Origin of the sequence: Streptomyces sp. CB02923, from assembly GCF_001905005.1 — a bacterium.
Taxonomy (GTDB): Bacteria; Actinomycetota; Actinomycetes; order Streptomycetales; family Streptomycetaceae; genus Streptomyces.
In genome coordinates, this window is the sequence record NZ_LWKZ01000001.1 from 508,837 (window position 1) to 526,655 (window position 17,819).

Below are 17,819 nucleotides of genomic sequence, written 5' to 3' on the forward strand. Positions count from 1 at the left end.
GGTGGCTCCTGGTGCGTACGGGGGCAGCGGTGGGGCTGCGGGGCGGGGCGGCGCCGCTCCGGTGAGGGGGAGCGGCCCGCCCCCGGGGCGGCGCCGCGGCTCAGGCGCCCTCGCCGGACTTGCGGCGGTGCAGCAGCGCGAAGCCGAGGCCCCCGGCGGCCGCCGCGGCCCCGCCGCCGGCGAGCAGCACGGCCGGGGTGTCCGGCGCCTCGCTGACACCCTCCGCACCGGCCTTCACACCGCCCTTGGGAGTGACCTGGGTCTGCCGGCCGCCCTGCTGGGCGTGCTTCTTCCCCTCCTCGCGCTTCCCGTTCTCCTTTCCGCCCTTCTCCTTTTCACCGTTCTTCTTGTCGCTCTTCTTGTCGTTCTTCTTGTCACCGTCCTGGACCCACGAAGTCATGGAGCCGTCGGACCGCAGAACGAAGTGCGCGCCATTGTGCTGCCCGCGAGCGGGCTTGCCGTCCTTGGTCTCCAGCGTGTCCATCGCGACGAGCTTGCCGGTGGCCGGGTCCTTGGCGAACATGTCGGCCCGGAAATGGTGCGGGCCCACTTTGTAGATCTTGGCGGTGAACCCGCCGGACAGGCGCTGCGTACCGATCAGCTCTTCCGAAGGCTTCTCCGTCGAAGGCTTCTCAGTGGACTTCTCCGTGGACTTCTCTGCGGAATTCTCCGACGACCTGCCGGTCGGCTGCGGGCTGTCGGCGAAGGCGGCAGCGGCGGGCAGCAGCAGCGCGGAGCCGGTGACGGCCGCGACGGCGGCGCTACGGACGAGGGTGCGGCGGCGGGTGAGGGCCATCAGGAGTTCCTTTGCGGTTTTCCGGAGTGGGGATCGCTGTCCGCCCGGTGCGGCGGCGACACCGATGAAGCTATTCATCCCGCATCACGAAATTTCTCCGGACAGGTAACAGCCTGCCGAAGATGAAGGTACGGGAACGCAACTCCCGCACACTCCGGGACTTTGGTCCCGGAAGAATTCTGCACGCCTCGTCCATAAGGAGGAAAGGAAACGACCGGACACTCGGCCTTTCGGCCAGGTGCCCGGTCGTCGAAAAGGAATCGATTCCTCGGCCCTTCCGGCAGAACGGCCGCATTCCGCCCCGCCGCCGGGAGCGGGGGCGGGAGGAATCCGGCTCAGCCGTCGAGACGGACCGGCAGCGACTCGATCCCGTACACGATCGACAGCTTGCGGAACGCCAGGTCCTCGGGCTGCACCGCGAGCCGCATGTTGGGGAACCGCCGCACCAGCGCGGGGTAGGCGGCGCGCAGCTCCATCTTGGCCAGCTCGGCGCCGACGCAGCGGTGGATGCCGTAGCCGAAGGCGAGGTGCGAGGGCACGTTGCGGGACGGGTCGAAGCGCTCCATGTCGGGCCCCAGCTTGCCGTCCCGGTCGGCGCCGCTCAGCGAGCACAGCACCACGTCGCCCTTGGTGATCGGCACACCGGCGATCTCCAGGTCCTCCCGCGCGAACCGGGGGAAGGCCACCTGCACGACGGTGAGGTAGCGCAGCAGCTCCTCCACGTAGCGGTCGGCCGCCTCGTCGCCGTCCTGGAGGGCCGCGAAGTGCGAGGAGTCCTGGAGGAGCACCAGGGCGCCGAGCGCCAGCATGCTCGCGGTCGTCTCGAAGCCGCCGGTCAGTACGCCGTCGGCCAGGCCCGCCAGCTCCTCGTCGCTGACCGAGTCGCCGTGCTCCTTCACGATCATGCCGAGCAGGCCGTCGCCGGGGTTCCGGCGCTGCTTCTTGACCACCTCGCGGAAATAGGAGAGCGATTCCGATATGGCGCCGAAGGACGCGTTGGCGCCGCTGAAAAGGTCGAAGCGCGCGGCGCTCAGCCGCTCGAAGTCCGCGCGGTCCTCGTACGGCACTCCGAGGAGTTCGCAGATGACCAGCGACGGAATCGGCAGGGCGAAGTGCTCCACGATGTCGACCGGGTCGCCGGAGCAGCCGGCCTTCTCCATGGCGTCCAGCCGCTCCTCCACGATCTCGTGGATACGGGGCGTGAGCCTGCCGAGGCGGCGCATGGTGAATTCGGGTGTCAGCAGGCGGCGCAGCCGGGTGTGCACCGGCGGGTCGGCGAAGCCGAGGCCGCCGGGGTTCTGGTCGGTGCTGGCGCCGGCCTGCCCGATGAGGTTGGTGAAGTCGGAGCTGAAGGCGTTGCCCTTGCCCAGGACGGCCTTGACCTCGTCGTAACCGGTGACCAGCCAGACGTTGGCGGCGATGGGCACCGGCAGCTTGCTGATGGGCTCCTTCTCACGCACCGTAGCCAGCTCGCCCACCGGGTCGAGCCCGTCCCGCCGCAGAGGCATCAGCACAGACTCGGGCAAGAAAGACATCCGAGACAGGTCGAAGCCCTTCTTCCTCGTCCTTGCCATATACAGGCGGCCGGCCCAGGCGATGATCCGGGAACGGAGAGTCGTCATGACGCTAATACTGCCTTTCGTCGAGGGGGACGGTCACCCGCCCTCGGCGGACCCCGGTAAGGGCTGCCGAACGCCGGGACATCCGCTCGGCGTTCGCGGATGTGACGTGCGCCATGGACCGGTCGGCCGCATCCAGCGTGACGAGCTCAGCCTTGCTTATGTGTGCGCGTGGTCTGAGGGCGAGTTTACAAACTGCCATTGCGCCCAATCACGGAACAACCCCTGTTCCTCCCCTAGGGGCCCTCCCGGAGGCGGCCGGAGCGCCGCGCCGCCCGCGGCGAACTGGCCCGGCCCGTGGGCCAGTAGGCCGCCACCGCGGGGCGCGCCGCCAGAGCTGTGGAGGTACCGGCCGTCATGGGCGAAAGCCAACCGTACGCCGGGTATGCGGCCCCCCGTTTCCGTCATGGGCGAACGAGGCAACCCACACACCGTTTCCGGCGTCCGCCCCCCGCCGGACCCCCGTCCGACCCACCCGTCCAGGGCCCGCCGGGGCACCACCGGACCCCCGCACGCACCTCGCCGACCCGGAAACCGTGCCCACCCAGCCCCGGAACCGTGCCCACCCGACCCCCGGGGCCGGAGCGGCCCGTACCCCACCCGCCCGGCGACCACCCCCGCACGCCCCTTGCACACACACCTCCCGGACCCCCACCCCCGACCGACCACCGACCACCGGCCACCGGCCGCACACTCCGCACCCCCCACACCACACACACCCCACCCTTCACGACATAAAGGACATATGCCCCCGCACTTGCTACGTTGCCTGGCATGACCGCAACCACGGCGGACGCTCCCCCGCCGGGCCTGAGAATGCCCGGTCGGCGGGGCACCGAACTGGCCCTCCTCGTCGGCGCCGTCCTCATCAGCGTCTACGGGTACATCGACGTCGGGCTCGCCCGGCAGAACGCCGTCCCGGGCGACGCGGCGGCCTACGGGGCGGGCCTGGCGGCCCTGGCCCTCCTCGGCCACCTCGCCGTCAGGTTCCGCGCCCCCTACGCCGACCCCCTGCTGCTGCCCATCGCCATCCTCCTCAACGGGCTCGGACTGGTGCTGATCTTCCGGCTCGACCTGGAGACGCCCCGGGACCAGGCGGCACCCACCCAGCTGGTCTGGTCCGCCCTCGGCGTCGCCTTCTTCGCCGCGGTCGTCCTGCTGCTGCACGACCACCGCACCCTCCAGCGCTACGCCTACGTGTCGGTCGCCGCCGGCCTCGCCCTGATGGTCGTCCCGATCTTCTTCCCCGCCGTGAACGGGGCCAAGATCTGGATCCGGGTGGCGGGATTTTCCTTCCAGCCCGGCGAGTTCGCGAAGATCCTGATCACCGTCTTCTTCGCCGCGTACCTGGCGGCCAACCACAAGGCCCTCGCCCACACGGGCAAGCGGATGTGGAAGCTCCAGTTCCCCACCGGCCGGGTGCTCGGCCCGGTCGCAGCCATCTGGCTGGTCAGCGTCGGCGTCCTGGTCCTGGAGCGCGACCTGGGCACCTCGCTCCTCTTCTTCGGGGTCTTCGTCGTCCTGCTGTACGTGGCCACCGGCCGCACCGGCTGGATCGCGATGGGCCTGCTGCTCGCCGCCGCGGGCGCCGCCGCCGTCGGCTTCCTCGAACCGCACGTGCACAGCCGGGTCGCGGACTGGCTGCACCCGTTCGCGAGCATCACGGCGGGCCGGGGCGCGAGCCAGCTCGCCCAGTCGCTGTTCGCCTTCGCCGCCGGCGGCCTGCTCGGCACCGGCCTGGGCGAGGGCCACTCCGCCCTGATCGGCTTCGCCATGAAGTCGGACTTCATCCTGGCCACCTACGGCGAGGAACTGGGCCTGGTCGGCCTCACCGCGCTCTTCCTCCTGTACGCGCTCCTGGTCGCCCGCGGCTACCGGGCGGGCCTGGCGCTGCGCGACCCCTTCGGCCGACTGCTGGCCGTGGGCCTCGCCTCCCTCCTGGCCGTCCAGGTCTTCGTCATCGCGGGCGGCGTGATGGGGCTGATCCCGCTGACCGGCATGGCGATGCCGTTCCTCGCGCAGGGCGGCTCGTCCGTCGTCACCAACTGGATCATCGTCGCGCTGCTCATCCGGATCAGCGACAGTGCCCGCAGACCCCACCCGGACGCCGCGGAGCCCGGGATCGTCGCGGCGGGGGCCACCGCCGCGCCCGCCCCCGGCACCGACCGGGACCACGACAGGGACCACGACAGGGACGACGGCAGGAGCGGGGACCGGGACGACGACCGGAACGACGGCATGGGCAGGGGCCGGGACGACGACCGGGACAACGACCGGAACGACGACAGGAGCGAAGACCGGTGAACCGCTACATCCGCCGCGCCAGCGCCTTCTGCCTGGTCCTGCTCGTCGCGCTGCTCCTGAACGCCGCCCGCGTCCAGGTCTTCGAGGCCGACGCCTACGACGGGAACCAGGCCAACCGGCGCACCGTGCTGGCCCGTTACGGCCAGCCGCGCGGCGGCATCCTCGTCGACGGCGATCCGGTCACCGGCTCGCGCGACAGCGGCGGGCGGCTGCGGTACGAGCGGACGTACGCCGAGGGGCCGCTGTACGCCCCCGTCACCGGCTACGCCTCCCAGATCTACGGCACCTCGCTCCTGGAGAACGCCGAGGACGACGTGCTGTCCGGGACCGACCCCCGGCTCGCCCCGGTGCCGCTGTGGACCGACATCAGCCGCGAGCAGCAGCCGGGCGGTGACGTGGTCACCACCGTCGACGCGGCGACGCAGCAGGCCGCGTTCGAGGGGCTGGGCGGCAAGAAGGGCGCGGTGGCCGCCGTGGAGCCGCGCACCGGCAAGATCCTCGCGCTGGTCAGCACGCCGTCGTACGACCCGAACGAGCTCGCCGGCACCGAGCAGTCCGTGGCCGACACCTGGGCCCGGCTCAACCGGAGCGCCGACCAGCCGATGATCAACCGGGCCCTGAAGCAGACCTACCCGCCGGGCTCCACCTTCAAGGTGGTCACGGCCGCGGCGGCGCTGGACCACCGCAAGGTCACGGACATCGACGCGGCCACCGACACCCCGAGCCCGTACACCCTTCCGGGGACGTCCACGCAGCTCACCAACGAGGCGGGCGGCTGCGCGAACGCGTCCCTGCGGCACGCCTTCGAGGTCTCCTGCAACACCGTCTTCGCTCACCTGGGCGTGGACGTCGGCCTGGACGGCATGGCCGGGACCGCGCGGAACTTCGGCTTCAACGACGACGACCTGAAGATCCCCTCCACCGCCGCCCGCAGCGTCTTCGACACCGACATGGACGACGCGCAGGTCGCCCTCTCGTCCATCGGCCAGTACGACACCACGGCCACCCCGCTCCAGATGGCGATGGTCGCCGCCGCCGTGGCCGACGACGGCGAGGTCAGATCCCCCTATCTGGTGGACAAGGTGACCGACGCGCACGGCAAGACGGTCTCCACCACGCGGCAGAAGACCCTGCACCGGGCCATGAGCCGCGGCACGGCGAAGCGCCTCCAGGAGATGATGACCGGCGTCGTCACCCGGGGGACGGGCACCGGCGCGGCGATCGACGGCGCCACCGTCGGCGGCAAGACCGGCACCGCGCAGCACGGGGTGGACAACAAGGGCACGCCGTACGCCTGGTTCGTCTCCTGGGCGAAGAAGGACGGCGCGGCCGACCCGGCGGTGGCCGTGGCGGTGGTCGTCGAGGACGCGGCGGCCGACCGCGCGGACATCAGCGGCGGCGGCAGCGCCGCACCGATCGCCCGCGCGGTGATGCGGGCCGCGCTACGGTGACGTACGGGACACAGGGCCACGATGCGCAGGGGGACGCGTGGGACAGCCGGGCGACGCACACCGGACGGGCGACCGGGCACTTCTGTCCCTCGCCGAGGTCGAGGCACTGGCCCGGCGGGCCCACGAGGGGCAGACGGACAAGGCCGGCCGCCCCTATGCGGAGCACCTCGCCGCGGTCGCCGAGGGCGTGCGGGCGCACGGCGGCAGCGACGAACAGATCGCCGCCGCCTGGCTGCACGACGCCGTCGAGGACGACGCGCTGCCGCCCGCGTGGCTGGAGGGTGCCGCGCTCACCGTGCGCACCAAGGCGATGATCCGCGCGGTGACCAAGCGGCGGGGCGAACCGGTCGAGGCGTACACGGCCCGCATCCTGGCCACGCCGGGCGCCCTGCTGATCAAGGAAGCGGATCTGGCGCACAACGCCGACCCGGTGCGGCTCTCGGTGCTGGACGCGGCGACGCGGGAGCGGCTGACCGTGAAGTACCGCCGGGTCCGGAGCCTGCTGGGGCTGGCGTAGGGCGCGGCCGGCGCCCCCGGTCCACACCCCGGACACCACCCCACAAAGCTGCCCTGTACAGCTAACCTGCCCGCCATGACGACCTCGGAGCCTTCGGACCCCACCGCCCCCTCGGCCCCTGGAAACCGTGTGATCGCGGCCCTCCACGACGCGAGTGTCCGCCGTTTCACCACCGGGCAGGTCATCCTCGACAGCATCGACTGGACCGTACGCACCGGTGAGCACTGGGCTCTCCTCGGCGCCAACGGCGCGGGCAAGACCACCGTGCTGCGGTTGATCGGCGCGCTGATGTTTCCCACGACCGGCACGGTCGAGGTGCTCGGCCACCGCCTCGGCAGCGTGGACGTGCGCGAGCTGCGTGCCGCGATCGGCCTGGTCTCCAGCGCGCAGAAGGTCCCCCAGGACGCCACCGGCCACACGGTGGTGCTGACCGGGGCGACCGGCACCGTGCAGCCGCTGTGGAAGAAGTACGACGACGCCACCCGCGAGCGCGCGCACGAACTGCTGGGCGAGCTGGACTGCAAGGATCTGGCGGACCGCCCGTACGGCGTGTGCTCCGGCGGCCAGCGGGCCCGTCTCCTCATCGCCCGCGCGCTGATGGCCGACCCGTCACTGCTCCTCCTGGACGAGCCGTTCAACGCGCTCGACCTGCCGTCCAGGGAGGACCTGATCGACACCATGTACCGCCTGGCCGAGGGCCGCCCCGGCCTGTCGACGGTCACCGTCACCCACCACCTGGAAGAGCTGTCCCCCGCCATCGGCCACGCGCTGCTGCTGCGCGAGGGCCGCGTACAGGCGCTGGGCCCGGTGGCGGACGTCCTCACCGGTGAGCGCATGACGGCCTGCTTCGGGCGGCCCATCGAGGTGACCCGCCACGACGGCCGCTGGCTCGCGCGCTCCGGGCACCGCTGACCGTCCAACCGGCCGGTCTTGACAACGCGGCGCGGTACGCGACCGGCCGCCCGCGCTGTCAGTCCGTCCCCCGGCCCGCCGCCCCTGCCGCGTCCTCCGCCCCTCTCGCAATCGCCTCCGCCTCTGCCGCGTCCTCCGCCCCCCTCGCAATCGCCTCCGCCACTTCCCCGGTCCGTTCGCGCTCCTCCTTCGCGAAGCGCTCCGCGTCGAGCTGTTCGGCCAGCTCCTCGTCCTGGGCCATCAGCTGGTCCAGGCTGGAGTCGCCGAGGTCGAAGACGCCCATGTCCACGTACGCGCGCTGGAGGCGTTCGCCCCACAGGCCGATGTCCTTCACGCACGGGACGATGCGGCTGAAGAGCAGTTTGCGGAAGAGGTGCAGGAATTCGGAGTTCTCGGTGATGTCGGCGGCCTCCTGGCGGGGGACGCCGAAGTTCTCCAGGACCTCCAGGCCGCGCAACCGGTCGCGCATCAGGTAGCAGCCCTCGATGACGAACTCCTCGCGTTCGCGCAGTTCGGCGTCGGAGAGCTGCTTGTAGTAGTCGCGCAGCGCCAGCCGCCCGAAGGCGACGTGGCGGGCCTCGTCCTGCATGACGTAGGCGAGGATCTGCTTGGGCAGCGGCTGGGTGGTGGTGTCGCGGATCATGCCGAAGGCGGCGAGTGCCAGGCCCTCGATCAGGACCTGCATCCCGAGGTAGGGCATGTCCCAGCGGGAGTCCCGGAGGGTGTCGCCCAGGAGCGCCTGGAGGTTGTCGTTGACCGGGTAGAGCATCCCGATCTTGTCCTTGAGGAAGCGGCTGTAGATCTCGGCGTGCCGGGCCTCGTCCATGCTCTGGGTCGCGGAGTAGAACTTCGCGTCGAGGTCGGGGACGGTCTCCACGATCCGCGCCGCGCACACCATCGCGCCCTGCTCGCCGTGCAGGAACTGGCTGAACTGCCACGCGGCGAAGTGCTGCCGCAGTTCACCGCGCTCCTTGTCCGACATCCGGTCCCAGTACGGGGTGCCGTACAGGGAGACCGATTCGTCCGGGGTGCCGAGCGGGTCGTACGGGTCCACCTCCTGCGCCCAGTCGATGCGCAGGTTCGCGTCCCACTGCTTGTCCTTGCCCTTCTGGTAGAGGGCCAGCAGCCGTTCCCGGCCGTCGTCGTACTCCCAGCTGAAGCGGGCCGCGCTGCCCGCCGGTACGGTCCACAGATACGCGCCCGGGTCCTGTGTGTACAGCTCGCGGCTCGACACCCGTGCCTCCTCGCTCGCGCCTGACCCCCGTACCGGAGGCGGTCGTTGGCAGGCTCACACGGGACTTACCGGCGGGTCAATAAGTCGTGCACAGGGGATTGACGAGCTTGCTGACAAGCAGTCTCATAAGACGTGACCGCGGGTAACCCACGAGCGAGGTAACCACAGCCATGACGACCGTGACGACAGCAACCACCGTGACGGAGCCGGAAGTCCTCCGGGACGCCCTCGGGCTGCTCAAGGACCGCGAGCAGGTGGCGGAACGACTGCTCGACTCCTCCGCCAAGCACTCCTTCGACCCGGACACCGAACTCGACTGGGACGCACCCCTGGAAGAGGGCAAGTGGTTCTGGCCGCCGGAGCTGGTGTCCCTCTACGACACCCCGATGTGGAAGAAGATGTCCGAGGAGCAGCGGATGGAGCTGTCCCGGCACGAGGCCGCCTCCCTGGCCTCGCTGGGCATCTGGTTCGAGATCATCCTGATGCAGCTGCTGGTGCGGCACATCTACGACAAGTCCGTCACCAGCGCGCACGTCCGCTACGCCCTCACCGAGATAGCCGACGAGTGCCGGCACTCGAAGATGTTCGCGCGCATGATCCAGAAGGGCGGGGCGCCCTCGTACCCCGTCTCGCGCCTCAACCACAACCTGGCCCGCATCCTCAAGACCGTCTCCACGACGCCCGGTTCGTTCGCCTGCACGCTGCTCGGCGAGGAGATCCTGGACTGGATGCAGCGGCTGACCTTCCCGGACGAGCGGGTCCAGACGATCGTGCGCGGCGTCACCCGCATCCACGTCGTCGAGGAGGCCCGGCACGTCCGGTACGCCCGCGAGGAGCTGCGCCGCCAGATGGTCACGGCACCGCGCTGGGAGCAGGAACTGACCCGGGTCAGCTGCGGCGAGGCGGCCCGCGTCTTCTCGATCGCCTTCGTCAACCCGCAGGTGTACACGAACGTCGGACTGGACCGGCGGGAGGCGGTCGCCCAGGTGAAGGCCAGCGGCCACCGCCGCGAGGTGATGCAGTCCGGCGCGGGCCGCCTGACGGACTTCCTCGACGACATCGGCGTCCTGCGCGGCGTGGGCCGCAAGCTCTGGAAGAGCTCGGGCCTGCTGGCCTGACCACCGGAACGCGGATACCCGGAACGCGCATGCGGTCCGGGTCCGGGGCAGCCGGCGCAGCGCCGGTGCGCCCCGGACCCGGACGCACCGGCGCTGCGCGGGTCCGTGCACGCGAACGCGCTCCGAGCCCCCGAACCCGCCCCGGCGCATCCACGGCAGGCCGGTTACGCTGCTGGGATGAACGGCAGCGGCACCGCCCCAGCAGTACCCCGACCCGCCTATCGCAGGCTCAGCGTCGAGCAGCGCCGCTCCCAACTCCTCTCCGCGGCCCTGGGCCTGTTCGCCCAGCGCGCCCCCGAAGACGTCTCACTGGACGACGTGGCGGCAGCCGCCCAGGTGTCCCGGCCGCTCGTCTACCGCTACTTCCCCGGCGGCAAGCAGCAGCTGTACGAGGCCGCCCTGCGCAGCGCGGCCGACATACTGGAGGGCTGCTTCGACGAGCCGGAGGACGGTCCGCTGACGCAGCGCCTCGGCCGGGCGCTCGACCGCTACCTGGCGTTCGTCGACGGGCACGACGCGGGGTTCAGCGCTCTGCTCCAGGGCGGCAGCGTCGTCGAGACGGCCCGGACGTCCGCGATCGTCGACGAGGTGCGGCGCACCGCCGCGGAGCAGATCCTGCACCACCTCGGCGCCGACGCCCCGTCCCCCCGGCTGCGGATGGCGGTCCGTACGTGGATCACGGCCGTCGAGGCCGCCTCCCTGATCTGGCTGGACGAGGACAAGCAGCCGCCGCTGGACGAACTGCGGGACTGGCTGGTCGACCACTTCGTCGCCCTGCTGACCGCGACGGCGGCGACCGACGAGCAGGCCGCGCGGGCGGCGCGGGCGGCACTGGAGAGGGAGACCGCCGAGGGCCCGGTCGGTGTACTGGCCCGGCGCATCCTGCCGATCGTGGCCGACGCGGCCCACCTCCTGTGAGCGGACCGCCCTCGCGGTCCTCCCGGCCCTCACCCCTCCCGCCCCCGCCCTTCCCCGTCTTCCCGGACTCGGCTCCCTTTCGAGCAGCCTGACCTGCGCTTTCACCGTCCCGCCCATCGATGTGAGACTGGTGGGGTGAGAAGCGAGAACACCCCGTTCCTCGGCGGTCCGCTCGACGGGCGCATCCTGCCGGTCCTCGTCGGAGCGACCGGCCAGCCGCCGAAGACGTACGAGATCCCGGTGCCGAACGACGACGGCAGCCCGCCGACGGTGCACCTGTACCGGCGGGCACCGGGCCGCGTGGGGCGCCTGGGGCTGCCCCGGGGGTGGAAGTACGAGTACGACCCGGCGGGCAGGCCGCAGGGCGGGCCGAAGTGGCCGTGGTCGAAGCGGCGTTGACGGGCCGCCCCCACCCCACCGGACTTGGTCCGGACCATTGACAGTACTGGTCTAGTCCTGTTTGCTGCCTGCCCAGAGGGAGCCGTGCCTGCGCCTCTCTGGCGAGGCCCCACTCCCGCAGGGGCGGCCCCCTCCCACACCTTCGGCACCCGCGTACGTCCCCTCCGTACCGCCGTCGACAAGGAGCACCCCCCATGCGCCACAGCCGCAGTCGCAGTCGCAGTCGCAGTCGCAGTCTGTCCAAGAGACCCCTGGTCTCCGCCCTGGCCGCCGCGGCCGCCGGCCTCCTCGGCGCCACGGCCCTGCTCGTCTCCCCCGCCCAGGCCGGTCCGCCGCCCACCGCGGCCGCCCACTCCGCACCGGCCGCCCGCACCCAGGCGCTCCCCGAGCACGCCCTCGTCGGCTATCTCCACGCCAGCTTCGCCAACGGCTCCGGCTACACCCGCCTGGCCGACGTCCCCGACAGCTGGGACATCATCGACCTCGCCTTCGGCGAGCCGACCTCCGTCACCTCCGGCGACATCCGCTTCTCGCTCTGCCCCAAGGCCGAGTGTCCCGGCGTCGAGACCGAGGCGGAGTTCAAGGCCGCGGTCAAGGCGAAGCAGGCCGCGGGCAAGAAGGTGCTCATCTCGATCGGCGGGCAGAACGGACAGGTGCAGCTGACCACCACCGCCGCCCGCGACCGGTTCGTGCAGTCGGTCGGCGCGATCATCGACCGGTACGGCCTGGACGGCCTGGACATCGATTTCGAGGGCCACTCCCTCTCGCTGGCCACCGGCGACACCGACTTCAAGAACCCGAAGACACCGTCGATCGTCAACCTGATCTCCGCGGTGAAGACCCTCAAGGCCCGGTACGGCGCCGGGTTCACCCTGACGATGGCGCCGGAGACGTTCTTCGTCCAGCTCGGCTACCAGTTCTACGGTTCGGGCCAATGGGGCGGCCAGGACCCGCGTGCCGGCGCGTACCTGCCCGTCATCCACGCGCTGCGCGACGACCTGACCCTGCTGCACGTACAGGACTACAACTCCGGCCCGATCATGGGCCTGGACAACCAGTACCACACCATGGGCGGCGCGGACTTCCACATCGCCATGACCGACATGCTGCTGACCGGCTTCCCGGTCGCCGGCAAGCAGAACAACGTCTTCCCGGCCCTCAAGCCGTCCCAGGTCGCCATCGGCCTGCCCGCCTCCCCGTACGCGGGCAACGGGCACACCCCGACCCGCGAGGTCACCAAGGCACTCAACTGCCTCACCCGGGGCTCCGACTGCGGCAGCTACCGCACCCACGGCCGCTGGCCCGACCTGCGCGGCCTGATGACCTGGTCCGTCAACTGGGACCGGTTCGGCAACTGGGAGTTCCAAAAGAACTTCGACGCCTACTACGGGAGCTGACACCGCCTCAGCAGCACGCCGGGGCCGCCGCCGGGCGCCGGGACACGCCACCGGCCGCCGATCGGGTGACCGTACCGCTCCGGTGGCCCCACCCCCACGGCGAAGATACGACCACCGTGGCACGATCCGAACGAACCGGGCGGCGGACCGCGGGTCCGCCGGACCGCAGCCGTCCGTTCGGAGGTGGGTTCGTGTCGCAGCGGAGCACGCCGGGCCGGTCCCGGCCGGGGCGGATCGTACGGTCGGTCTGCGCGACGGCGCTGGCGGGCGCGGTCACCCTGACGCTGCCCGCCACCCCCGTACACGCCGTCCCGGAACCGGACCCGGCCGCGACCGGGGCACGGGAACTGCCCGCCGACGACGCGACGGGCCCCGACGGCTCGACGGATCCGGGCGACGCCACCGGCTCCGGTGCCGCGTCCGAATCCGGTGCCGAGACGGACTCCGGTGATGGGACGGACCCCGGTGACGGGACGGGCTCCGGTTCCGCGACGGACTCCGGCGACGGCTCCGTGCGCCGTCTGCTGACCCGGCTCCAGGAGCTCTACCGGCGGACCGAGCAGGCCACCGAGGCGTACAACGCCACCGAGGAGGACCTGAAGGCGCAGCGCAAGGAGTCGCAGGACCTCGGCCTCCGGCTGGCCCGTGCCCGTACGCGGCTCGCCGACGGGCAGGCCGACGCGGGGCGGCTGGCCCGCCAGCAGTACCAGGGCAGCGGCGCCGCCGGACTGTCCGCGTATCTGCGCATGCTGCTCTCCGCCGACCCGCAGGAGGTCCTGGAGGAGGGCCACCTCCTCCAGGAGGCGGCCGGCAGCCAGGCCGCCACCGTCGCCCGCCTCACCGGCAACGAGAAGCGCGCGAACGAGCTGGCGAAGGCGGCGCGGGCCGCGCTGGACGGACAGCAGGTGCTCACCGAGCGGCGCCGGCAGCAGCGGGACGCGGTCGAGGGCCGCCTCAAGGAGGTCGAGGAACTGCTCTCCGGCCTCTCCGAGGACCAGCTCGGCGAACTGGGCCGGATGGAACAGCAGGGCATGGACGACGCGCAGCGCGGCCTGCTGTCCTCCGGCGAGCTGAGCGGGTCCCGGGCGCCGTCGGCGAACGGGGACCGGGCCGTCCGGTACGGCCTCCGGCAGGTCGGCAAGCCGTACGTGTGGGGCGCGCAGGGCCCCGGCTCCTTCGACTGCTCCGGCCTCACCTCGCAGGCGTGGTCGCACGCCGGACGGGCCATTCCGCGCACCAGTCAGGAGCAGTGGCGGCGGCTGCCGCACGTACCGCTGCGGGCGCTGCGCCCCGGTGACCTGGTGATCTACTTCCCCGGCGCCACGCACGTCGCGATGTACCTCGGTGACGGCAGGGTGGTGCAGGCGCCGCGCCCCGGCGCCCGGGTCAAGGTCTCCCCCATCGCGGCGAACCCCCTCCTGGGAGCCGTCCGCCCGGACCGGGACGCCGCGGCGCTGCGCGCCTACGTCCCGCCGCCGCTGCCGGCCGACGCGACGGCGGGCGCCGACACGGGTTACGGCTCGGCGGCGGGCCCGGCCTGAACCGGGGGTGGTACTGGTGCCACCCGCACAAGTGAAACCTGGGTGATCGATACCGTCCGCCCCGCACCGCAGCATCTTCCCTGTACGGCAGCACGGCCGTACGCGTGTCCAGGGGAGGAACGTATGCGGATGTTCGGAAAGCGCCGGTGGCGAAGGGCCCCCGTGGCAGGACTGGTGACCGTGGCGACGGCCGCTCTGCTGCCGACGGCCACCGGGTCCGCCGCGGCTGCGGGCGACGGGCACGTTCCCGCGCGCTATACGGAGCAGCGGCTCGACTGGCACACCTGTGACGGCGCACCGTCGCTGGACTGCGCGACGATGACCGTGCCGCGCGACTGGCACCACCCCGCGAGCGGCCCGGACATCGGCGTTTCCGTGTCCCGGCACCGGGCGACCGGTCCGGCCGCCAGGCGGGGCGTCCTGATGATGGCGGCGGGCGGGCCGGGCGGGCAGGGCCTGCACAGACCGGCGGGCTTCGCCGGGAAGTCGCCCGCGGTGGCCGCCGCGTACGACATCGTGAGTTTCAACCAGCGCGGGCTGCCGCTCAGCACGCCCGTCACCTGCCAGACCAGGTCGGAGTTCGACGCGTTCTTCGGCGACGACTCCCGGGACCGCTCGCCCGCGGCGGTACGCGGCACCGTGCGGCGCTCTCGTCAGCTGGCCCGTGCCTGCCAGGAGCGCGGCGGCGGTCTGGCGCCGTACGTCACCACCGGCCAGACCGTCCGCGACATGGATCTGTTCCGCGCGCTGCTCGGCGCCCGCACGATCGCGTATTACGGGCCCTCGTACGCGGCCATGATCGGTGCTTACTACGCGACGGAGTTCCCGCACCGCGTCGAACGGCTCGTCCTCGACAGCAGCGTCGCCTTCGACGGCACCTGGGAGTCCTTCCTGGTGGACCAGCCGCGCAGCTTCCAGCGCCGGTTCGAGCGGGACTTCCTGCCCTGGCTGGCCGCGCGCGACGCCACGTACCACTACGGGCGTACGGCCGCCGCGGTGAAGGCGATGTGGGAAGCGCGGCGCCGGGCCCTGCGCGACCACCCGGCCGTCCTGGACGACGGGCGGCCGGTGACCCCCAACCGCCTGGACTTCGGCACCGGCCAGGCCCTCTACAACGCGGCCCAGGGCTTCGCCCCGCTGGCCACCGCGCTCGCCGCCCTCGACCACTGGGACACCGCCGCACCGGCCGGGCGCGGCATGGCCAAGACGGTCTTCGGCGACTACCTCAGCCCGGAGTTCCTCGCCGAGTACACCGCGGTGACGTGCAACGACACACCGTGGAGCCACGACATGGACGGCTGGGTGCGCCGTACCGCCACCTACACCGCGAAGTACCCGCTGGTCGGGGCGCGGGCCCTGGCCTTCGCGGCGACCTGCGCCGCCTGGCCCGCCTCCCGCGCTCCGCACGTCCGCGTCACCGGCAAGGGCCTGCCGCCGACGCTCATGCTCGCCTCCCGGCACGACCCGGCCGCTCACTACGAAGGCGTCCAGCGGTCCCACCGCGCCCTGCGCGGCTCCCGCCTGGTCACCGTCGGCGGCGGCGACCACGGCCAGTACGGGAACGGCAACCGATGCGTGGACACCCTCGTGAACCGTTACCTGATGACGGGCGGGGCGCCCGCGCGGGACACCACGTGCCCGGCACCGGCGGCCACCGGCTAACCGAGCGAAGCGAGATACGCCTGCGTCTTCTCCGGCTCGAAGAAGAAGTTGTCGAAGTCCGCCGGGTCGTCGAACCCGTTCGCGAACCGGTCGGCGGCCGGCTGGAGCTGTCCCGCCGCCCCGATCAGGTTCAGTACGTGCTCGGGCGGCGGCGCCAGCATCGCGTTGGTCCACCTCGTGACGTGCTGGGCGGTCAGCCAGTAGCGGTCGAAGGCGGACTGCATCCACTCCGCGTCGAAGGGCCGCTCGCCGTGCTCGACGATGGAAGCCAGGTAGGAGGCGGCGCATTTGGCCGCCGAGTTGGAGCCCTGGCCGGTGACCGGGTCGTTGGCGACGACGACGTCCGCGACGCCGAGCACCAGCCCGCCGGAGGGGAGCCGGCCGACGGGGTTGCGCACGGTCGGCGCGTACCGGCCGGCCAGGGTGCCGTTGGCGTCGGTCAGCTCGACCTTCGTGGCGCGCGCGTACTCCCAGGGGGTGAAGCGCTCCATCAGCTCCAGGGTCGTCGCGAGGTGCTCGCCGGGGTCCCGCATGCCCGCGAAGACGTCCAGCGGGCCGCCGGGTATCCCCTCCCAGAAGAGGATGTCGGCACGGCCGGAGTTGGTCAGCGTCGGCATGATGAACAGCTCGCCGACGCCCGGTACGAGGTTGCAGCGCACCGCGTCGAAGTCGGGGTGCTCGGGGCGCGGGCCCAGGCCGTGCACGTACGCGACGGACAGGGCGCGCTGCGGGGCGTCGTACGGGGAGCGGGAGGTGTCCCGGCCGAACATCGACACCAGTTCGCCCTTGCCGGCGGAGACCAGCGTCAGGTCGTAGCGGCTCGCGAAGAAGTCGAGGTCGGAGACGGCGGCGCCGTGGATGACGAGCTGCCCGCCGCGCTGCGCGAAGGTCTCCATCCAGCCGGCCATCTTCAGGCGCTGGTCGACGGACTGGGCGTAGCCGTCCAGCGCGCCGACCCAGTCGATGGCGCGCTGCGTCCCGCCGGGCTCCGCGTGGCTGCCGGGGGCGGCCACGGAGACGCCGAGGCCCTCGATGCGCGGGGCCTGGCTCTCCCAGAAGTTCAGGGCCAGGTCCCGCTCGTGCTGGAGCGCGGTGTGGAACATGCACTGCGTGGACATCACCCGGCCGGAGCGGATCTCGTCGGCGGTGCGGTTGGACATGAGGGTGACCTCATAGCCCTGGGACTGGAGGCCGAGGGCGAGCTGGAGACCGGACTGGCCGGCTCCGACGATGAGTATCTTCCGCATGGTGGTGCTCTCTTCCCAGGTACGGGGGGGCGGCTCGGGGCTATTCGGGAGTGTCTTCGAGGGCGTGGGCGACGAGCGCGAGCAGCGACTCGATGACCGTGAACCGCCGCCGCGCGTCCATGATCACGACCGGCACGTGCGGCGGCACGGTCAGGGCCTCGCGTACGTCCTCGACGGCGTACTCGGCCGTCCCCTCGAAGTGGTTGACCGCGACGATGTACGGCAGGCCGCAGCTCTCGAAGTAGTCCAGCGCGGGGAAGCAGTCGTCCAGGCGGCGGGTGTCGGCCATGACGACGGCGCCGATCGCGCCGCGCACCAGGTCGTCCCACATGAACCAGAAACGTTGCTGCCCCGGCGTACCGAACAGATACAGCACCAGGTCGGAGTCGAGAGTGATCCGCCCGAAGTCCATCGCGACCGTGGTCGTCGTCTTCTCCGGGGTGGCGGACAGGTCGTCGGTGCCCTCGCTGGCCTGCGTCATCACCGCCTCGGTCTGCAACGGGGTGATCTCGGAGACCGAGCCGACGAAGGTCGTCTTGCCCACGCCGAAGCCGCCCGCCACCACGATCTTGGTCGCGATGGGGGCGCGGGAACGATCCGTCTGCCAGCTCTGCAGCCCCGCCTCCTCGGCGGCCGCCGGCCCCCCGGCGTCGGCGGACACGTGCGGCGCTCCGGCCGCCCCGGCCGCGGTGGCCGTCATCGTG

General features: G+C 71.9%; 14 protein-coding genes and 1 pseudogene. 10 read left to right on the forward strand and 5 right to left on the reverse strand.

Translation table 11 applies throughout. The annotated features are described in order from the left end of the window. Window positions 1-100 precede the first annotated feature (100 nt). Both A6A06_RS02045 and A6A06_RS02050 read right to left on the reverse strand, forming a co-directional pair. Window positions 101-796 carry a hypothetical protein gene (locus A6A06_RS02045; protein ID WP_073758166.1) on the reverse strand — a complete coding sequence of 232 codons (696 nt, stop codon included), beginning with the start codon at window positions 794-796 and terminating at the stop codon, window positions 101-103. Window positions 797-1,131: 335 nt separating this feature from the next. Next, the gene (locus A6A06_RS02050; protein ID WP_199930701.1) at window positions 1,132-2,370 is read right to left on the reverse strand and encodes a cytochrome P450; all 1,239 of its coding nucleotides are present in this window, start codon (window positions 2,368-2,370) and stop codon (window positions 1,132-1,134) included. A gap of 819 nt (window positions 2,371-3,189) precedes the next feature. Between A6A06_RS02050 and A6A06_RS02055 the strand changes: the two genes are divergently transcribed. The 4 genes from A6A06_RS02055 to A6A06_RS02070 all read left to right on the forward strand — a co-directional run bounded on the left by A6A06_RS02055 (window position 3,190) and on the right by A6A06_RS02070 (window position 7,599). Next, window positions 3,190-4,719 carry an FtsW/RodA/SpoVE family cell cycle protein gene (locus A6A06_RS02055; RefSeq protein WP_242440526.1) on the forward strand — a complete coding sequence of 510 codons (1,530 nt, stop codon included), beginning with the start codon at window positions 3,190-3,192 and terminating at the stop codon, window positions 4,717-4,719. Further along, window positions 4,716-6,170, forward strand: a complete 1,455-nt coding sequence (locus A6A06_RS02060) for a penicillin-binding transpeptidase domain-containing protein (RefSeq protein WP_073758170.1) — start codon at window positions 4,716-4,718, stop codon at window positions 6,168-6,170. The genes A6A06_RS02055 and A6A06_RS02060 overlap by 4 nt, the downstream gene beginning before the upstream one ends. A 37-nt stretch (window positions 6,171-6,207) precedes the next feature. Continuing rightward, window positions 6,208-6,687, forward strand: a complete 480-nt coding sequence (locus tag A6A06_RS02065) for an HD domain-containing protein (protein WP_242440527.1) — start codon at window positions 6,208-6,210, stop codon at window positions 6,685-6,687. Window positions 6,688-6,762: 75 nt separating this feature from the next. Beyond that, window positions 6,763-7,599, forward strand: a complete 837-nt coding sequence (locus tag A6A06_RS02070; RefSeq protein ID WP_073758172.1) for an ABC transporter ATP-binding protein — start codon at window positions 6,763-6,765, stop codon at window positions 7,597-7,599. 58 nt (window positions 7,600-7,657) lie between these two features. On the opposite strand, the gene A6A06_RS02075 is transcribed toward A6A06_RS02070, so the two are convergent. Further along, complete coding sequence (locus tag A6A06_RS02075; RefSeq protein ID WP_073758174.1) at window positions 7,658-8,833, reverse strand: ferritin-like domain-containing protein; 1,176 nt, start codon at window positions 8,831-8,833, stop codon at window positions 7,658-7,660. A gap of 170 nt (window positions 8,834-9,003) precedes the next feature. Here A6A06_RS02075 and A6A06_RS02080 point away from each other — a divergent pair, with 170 nt between their 5' ends. The 6 genes and pseudogenes from A6A06_RS02080 to A6A06_RS02105 all read left to right on the forward strand — a co-directional run bounded on the left by A6A06_RS02080 (window position 9,004) and on the right by A6A06_RS02105 (window position 15,868). Further along, window positions 9,004-9,951: an AurF N-oxygenase family protein gene (locus tag A6A06_RS02080; protein WP_073758176.1), complete on the forward strand. Its 948-nt coding sequence runs from the start codon at window positions 9,004-9,006 to the stop codon at window positions 9,949-9,951. 177 nt (window positions 9,952-10,128) lie between these two features. Further along, entirely contained in the window at window positions 10,129-10,869 is a 741-nt protein-coding gene (locus tag A6A06_RS02085) for a TetR/AcrR family transcriptional regulator (protein ID WP_073758178.1), read from the forward strand. A gap of 135 nt (window positions 10,870-11,004) precedes the next feature. Beyond that, on the forward strand, window positions 11,005-11,268 hold the full coding sequence (locus A6A06_RS02090; RefSeq protein ID WP_073758180.1) for a hypothetical protein: 264 nt from the start codon (window positions 11,005-11,007) through the stop codon (window positions 11,266-11,268). Window positions 11,269-11,648: 380 nt separating this feature from the next. Further along, a pseudogene (locus A6A06_RS02095) lies at window positions 11,649-12,665 on the forward strand (chitinase); the annotation flags it as partial. Window positions 12,666-12,856: 191 nt separating this feature from the next. Further along, complete coding sequence (locus A6A06_RS02100; RefSeq protein WP_079193737.1) at window positions 12,857-14,206, forward strand: C40 family peptidase; 1,350 nt, start codon at window positions 12,857-12,859, stop codon at window positions 14,204-14,206. A gap of 162 nt (window positions 14,207-14,368) precedes the next feature. Beyond that, a complete protein-coding gene (locus A6A06_RS02105) occupies window positions 14,369-15,868 on the forward strand; it encodes an alpha/beta hydrolase (protein WP_079193811.1) in 1,500 nt (499 codons plus the stop codon). Here A6A06_RS02105 and A6A06_RS02110 read toward each other — a convergent pair. Next, entirely contained in the window at window positions 15,865-17,115 is a 1,251-nt protein-coding gene (locus A6A06_RS02110) for a styrene monooxygenase/indole monooxygenase family protein (protein ID WP_073758186.1), read from the reverse strand. The genes A6A06_RS02105 and A6A06_RS02110 overlap by 4 nt on opposite strands. A 40-nt stretch (window positions 17,116-17,155) precedes the next feature. Further along, a complete protein-coding gene (locus tag A6A06_RS02115; protein WP_073758188.1) occupies window positions 17,156-17,815 on the reverse strand; it encodes a GTP-binding protein in 660 nt (219 codons plus the stop codon). Between the last annotated feature and the right edge of the window lie 4 nt (window positions 17,816-17,819).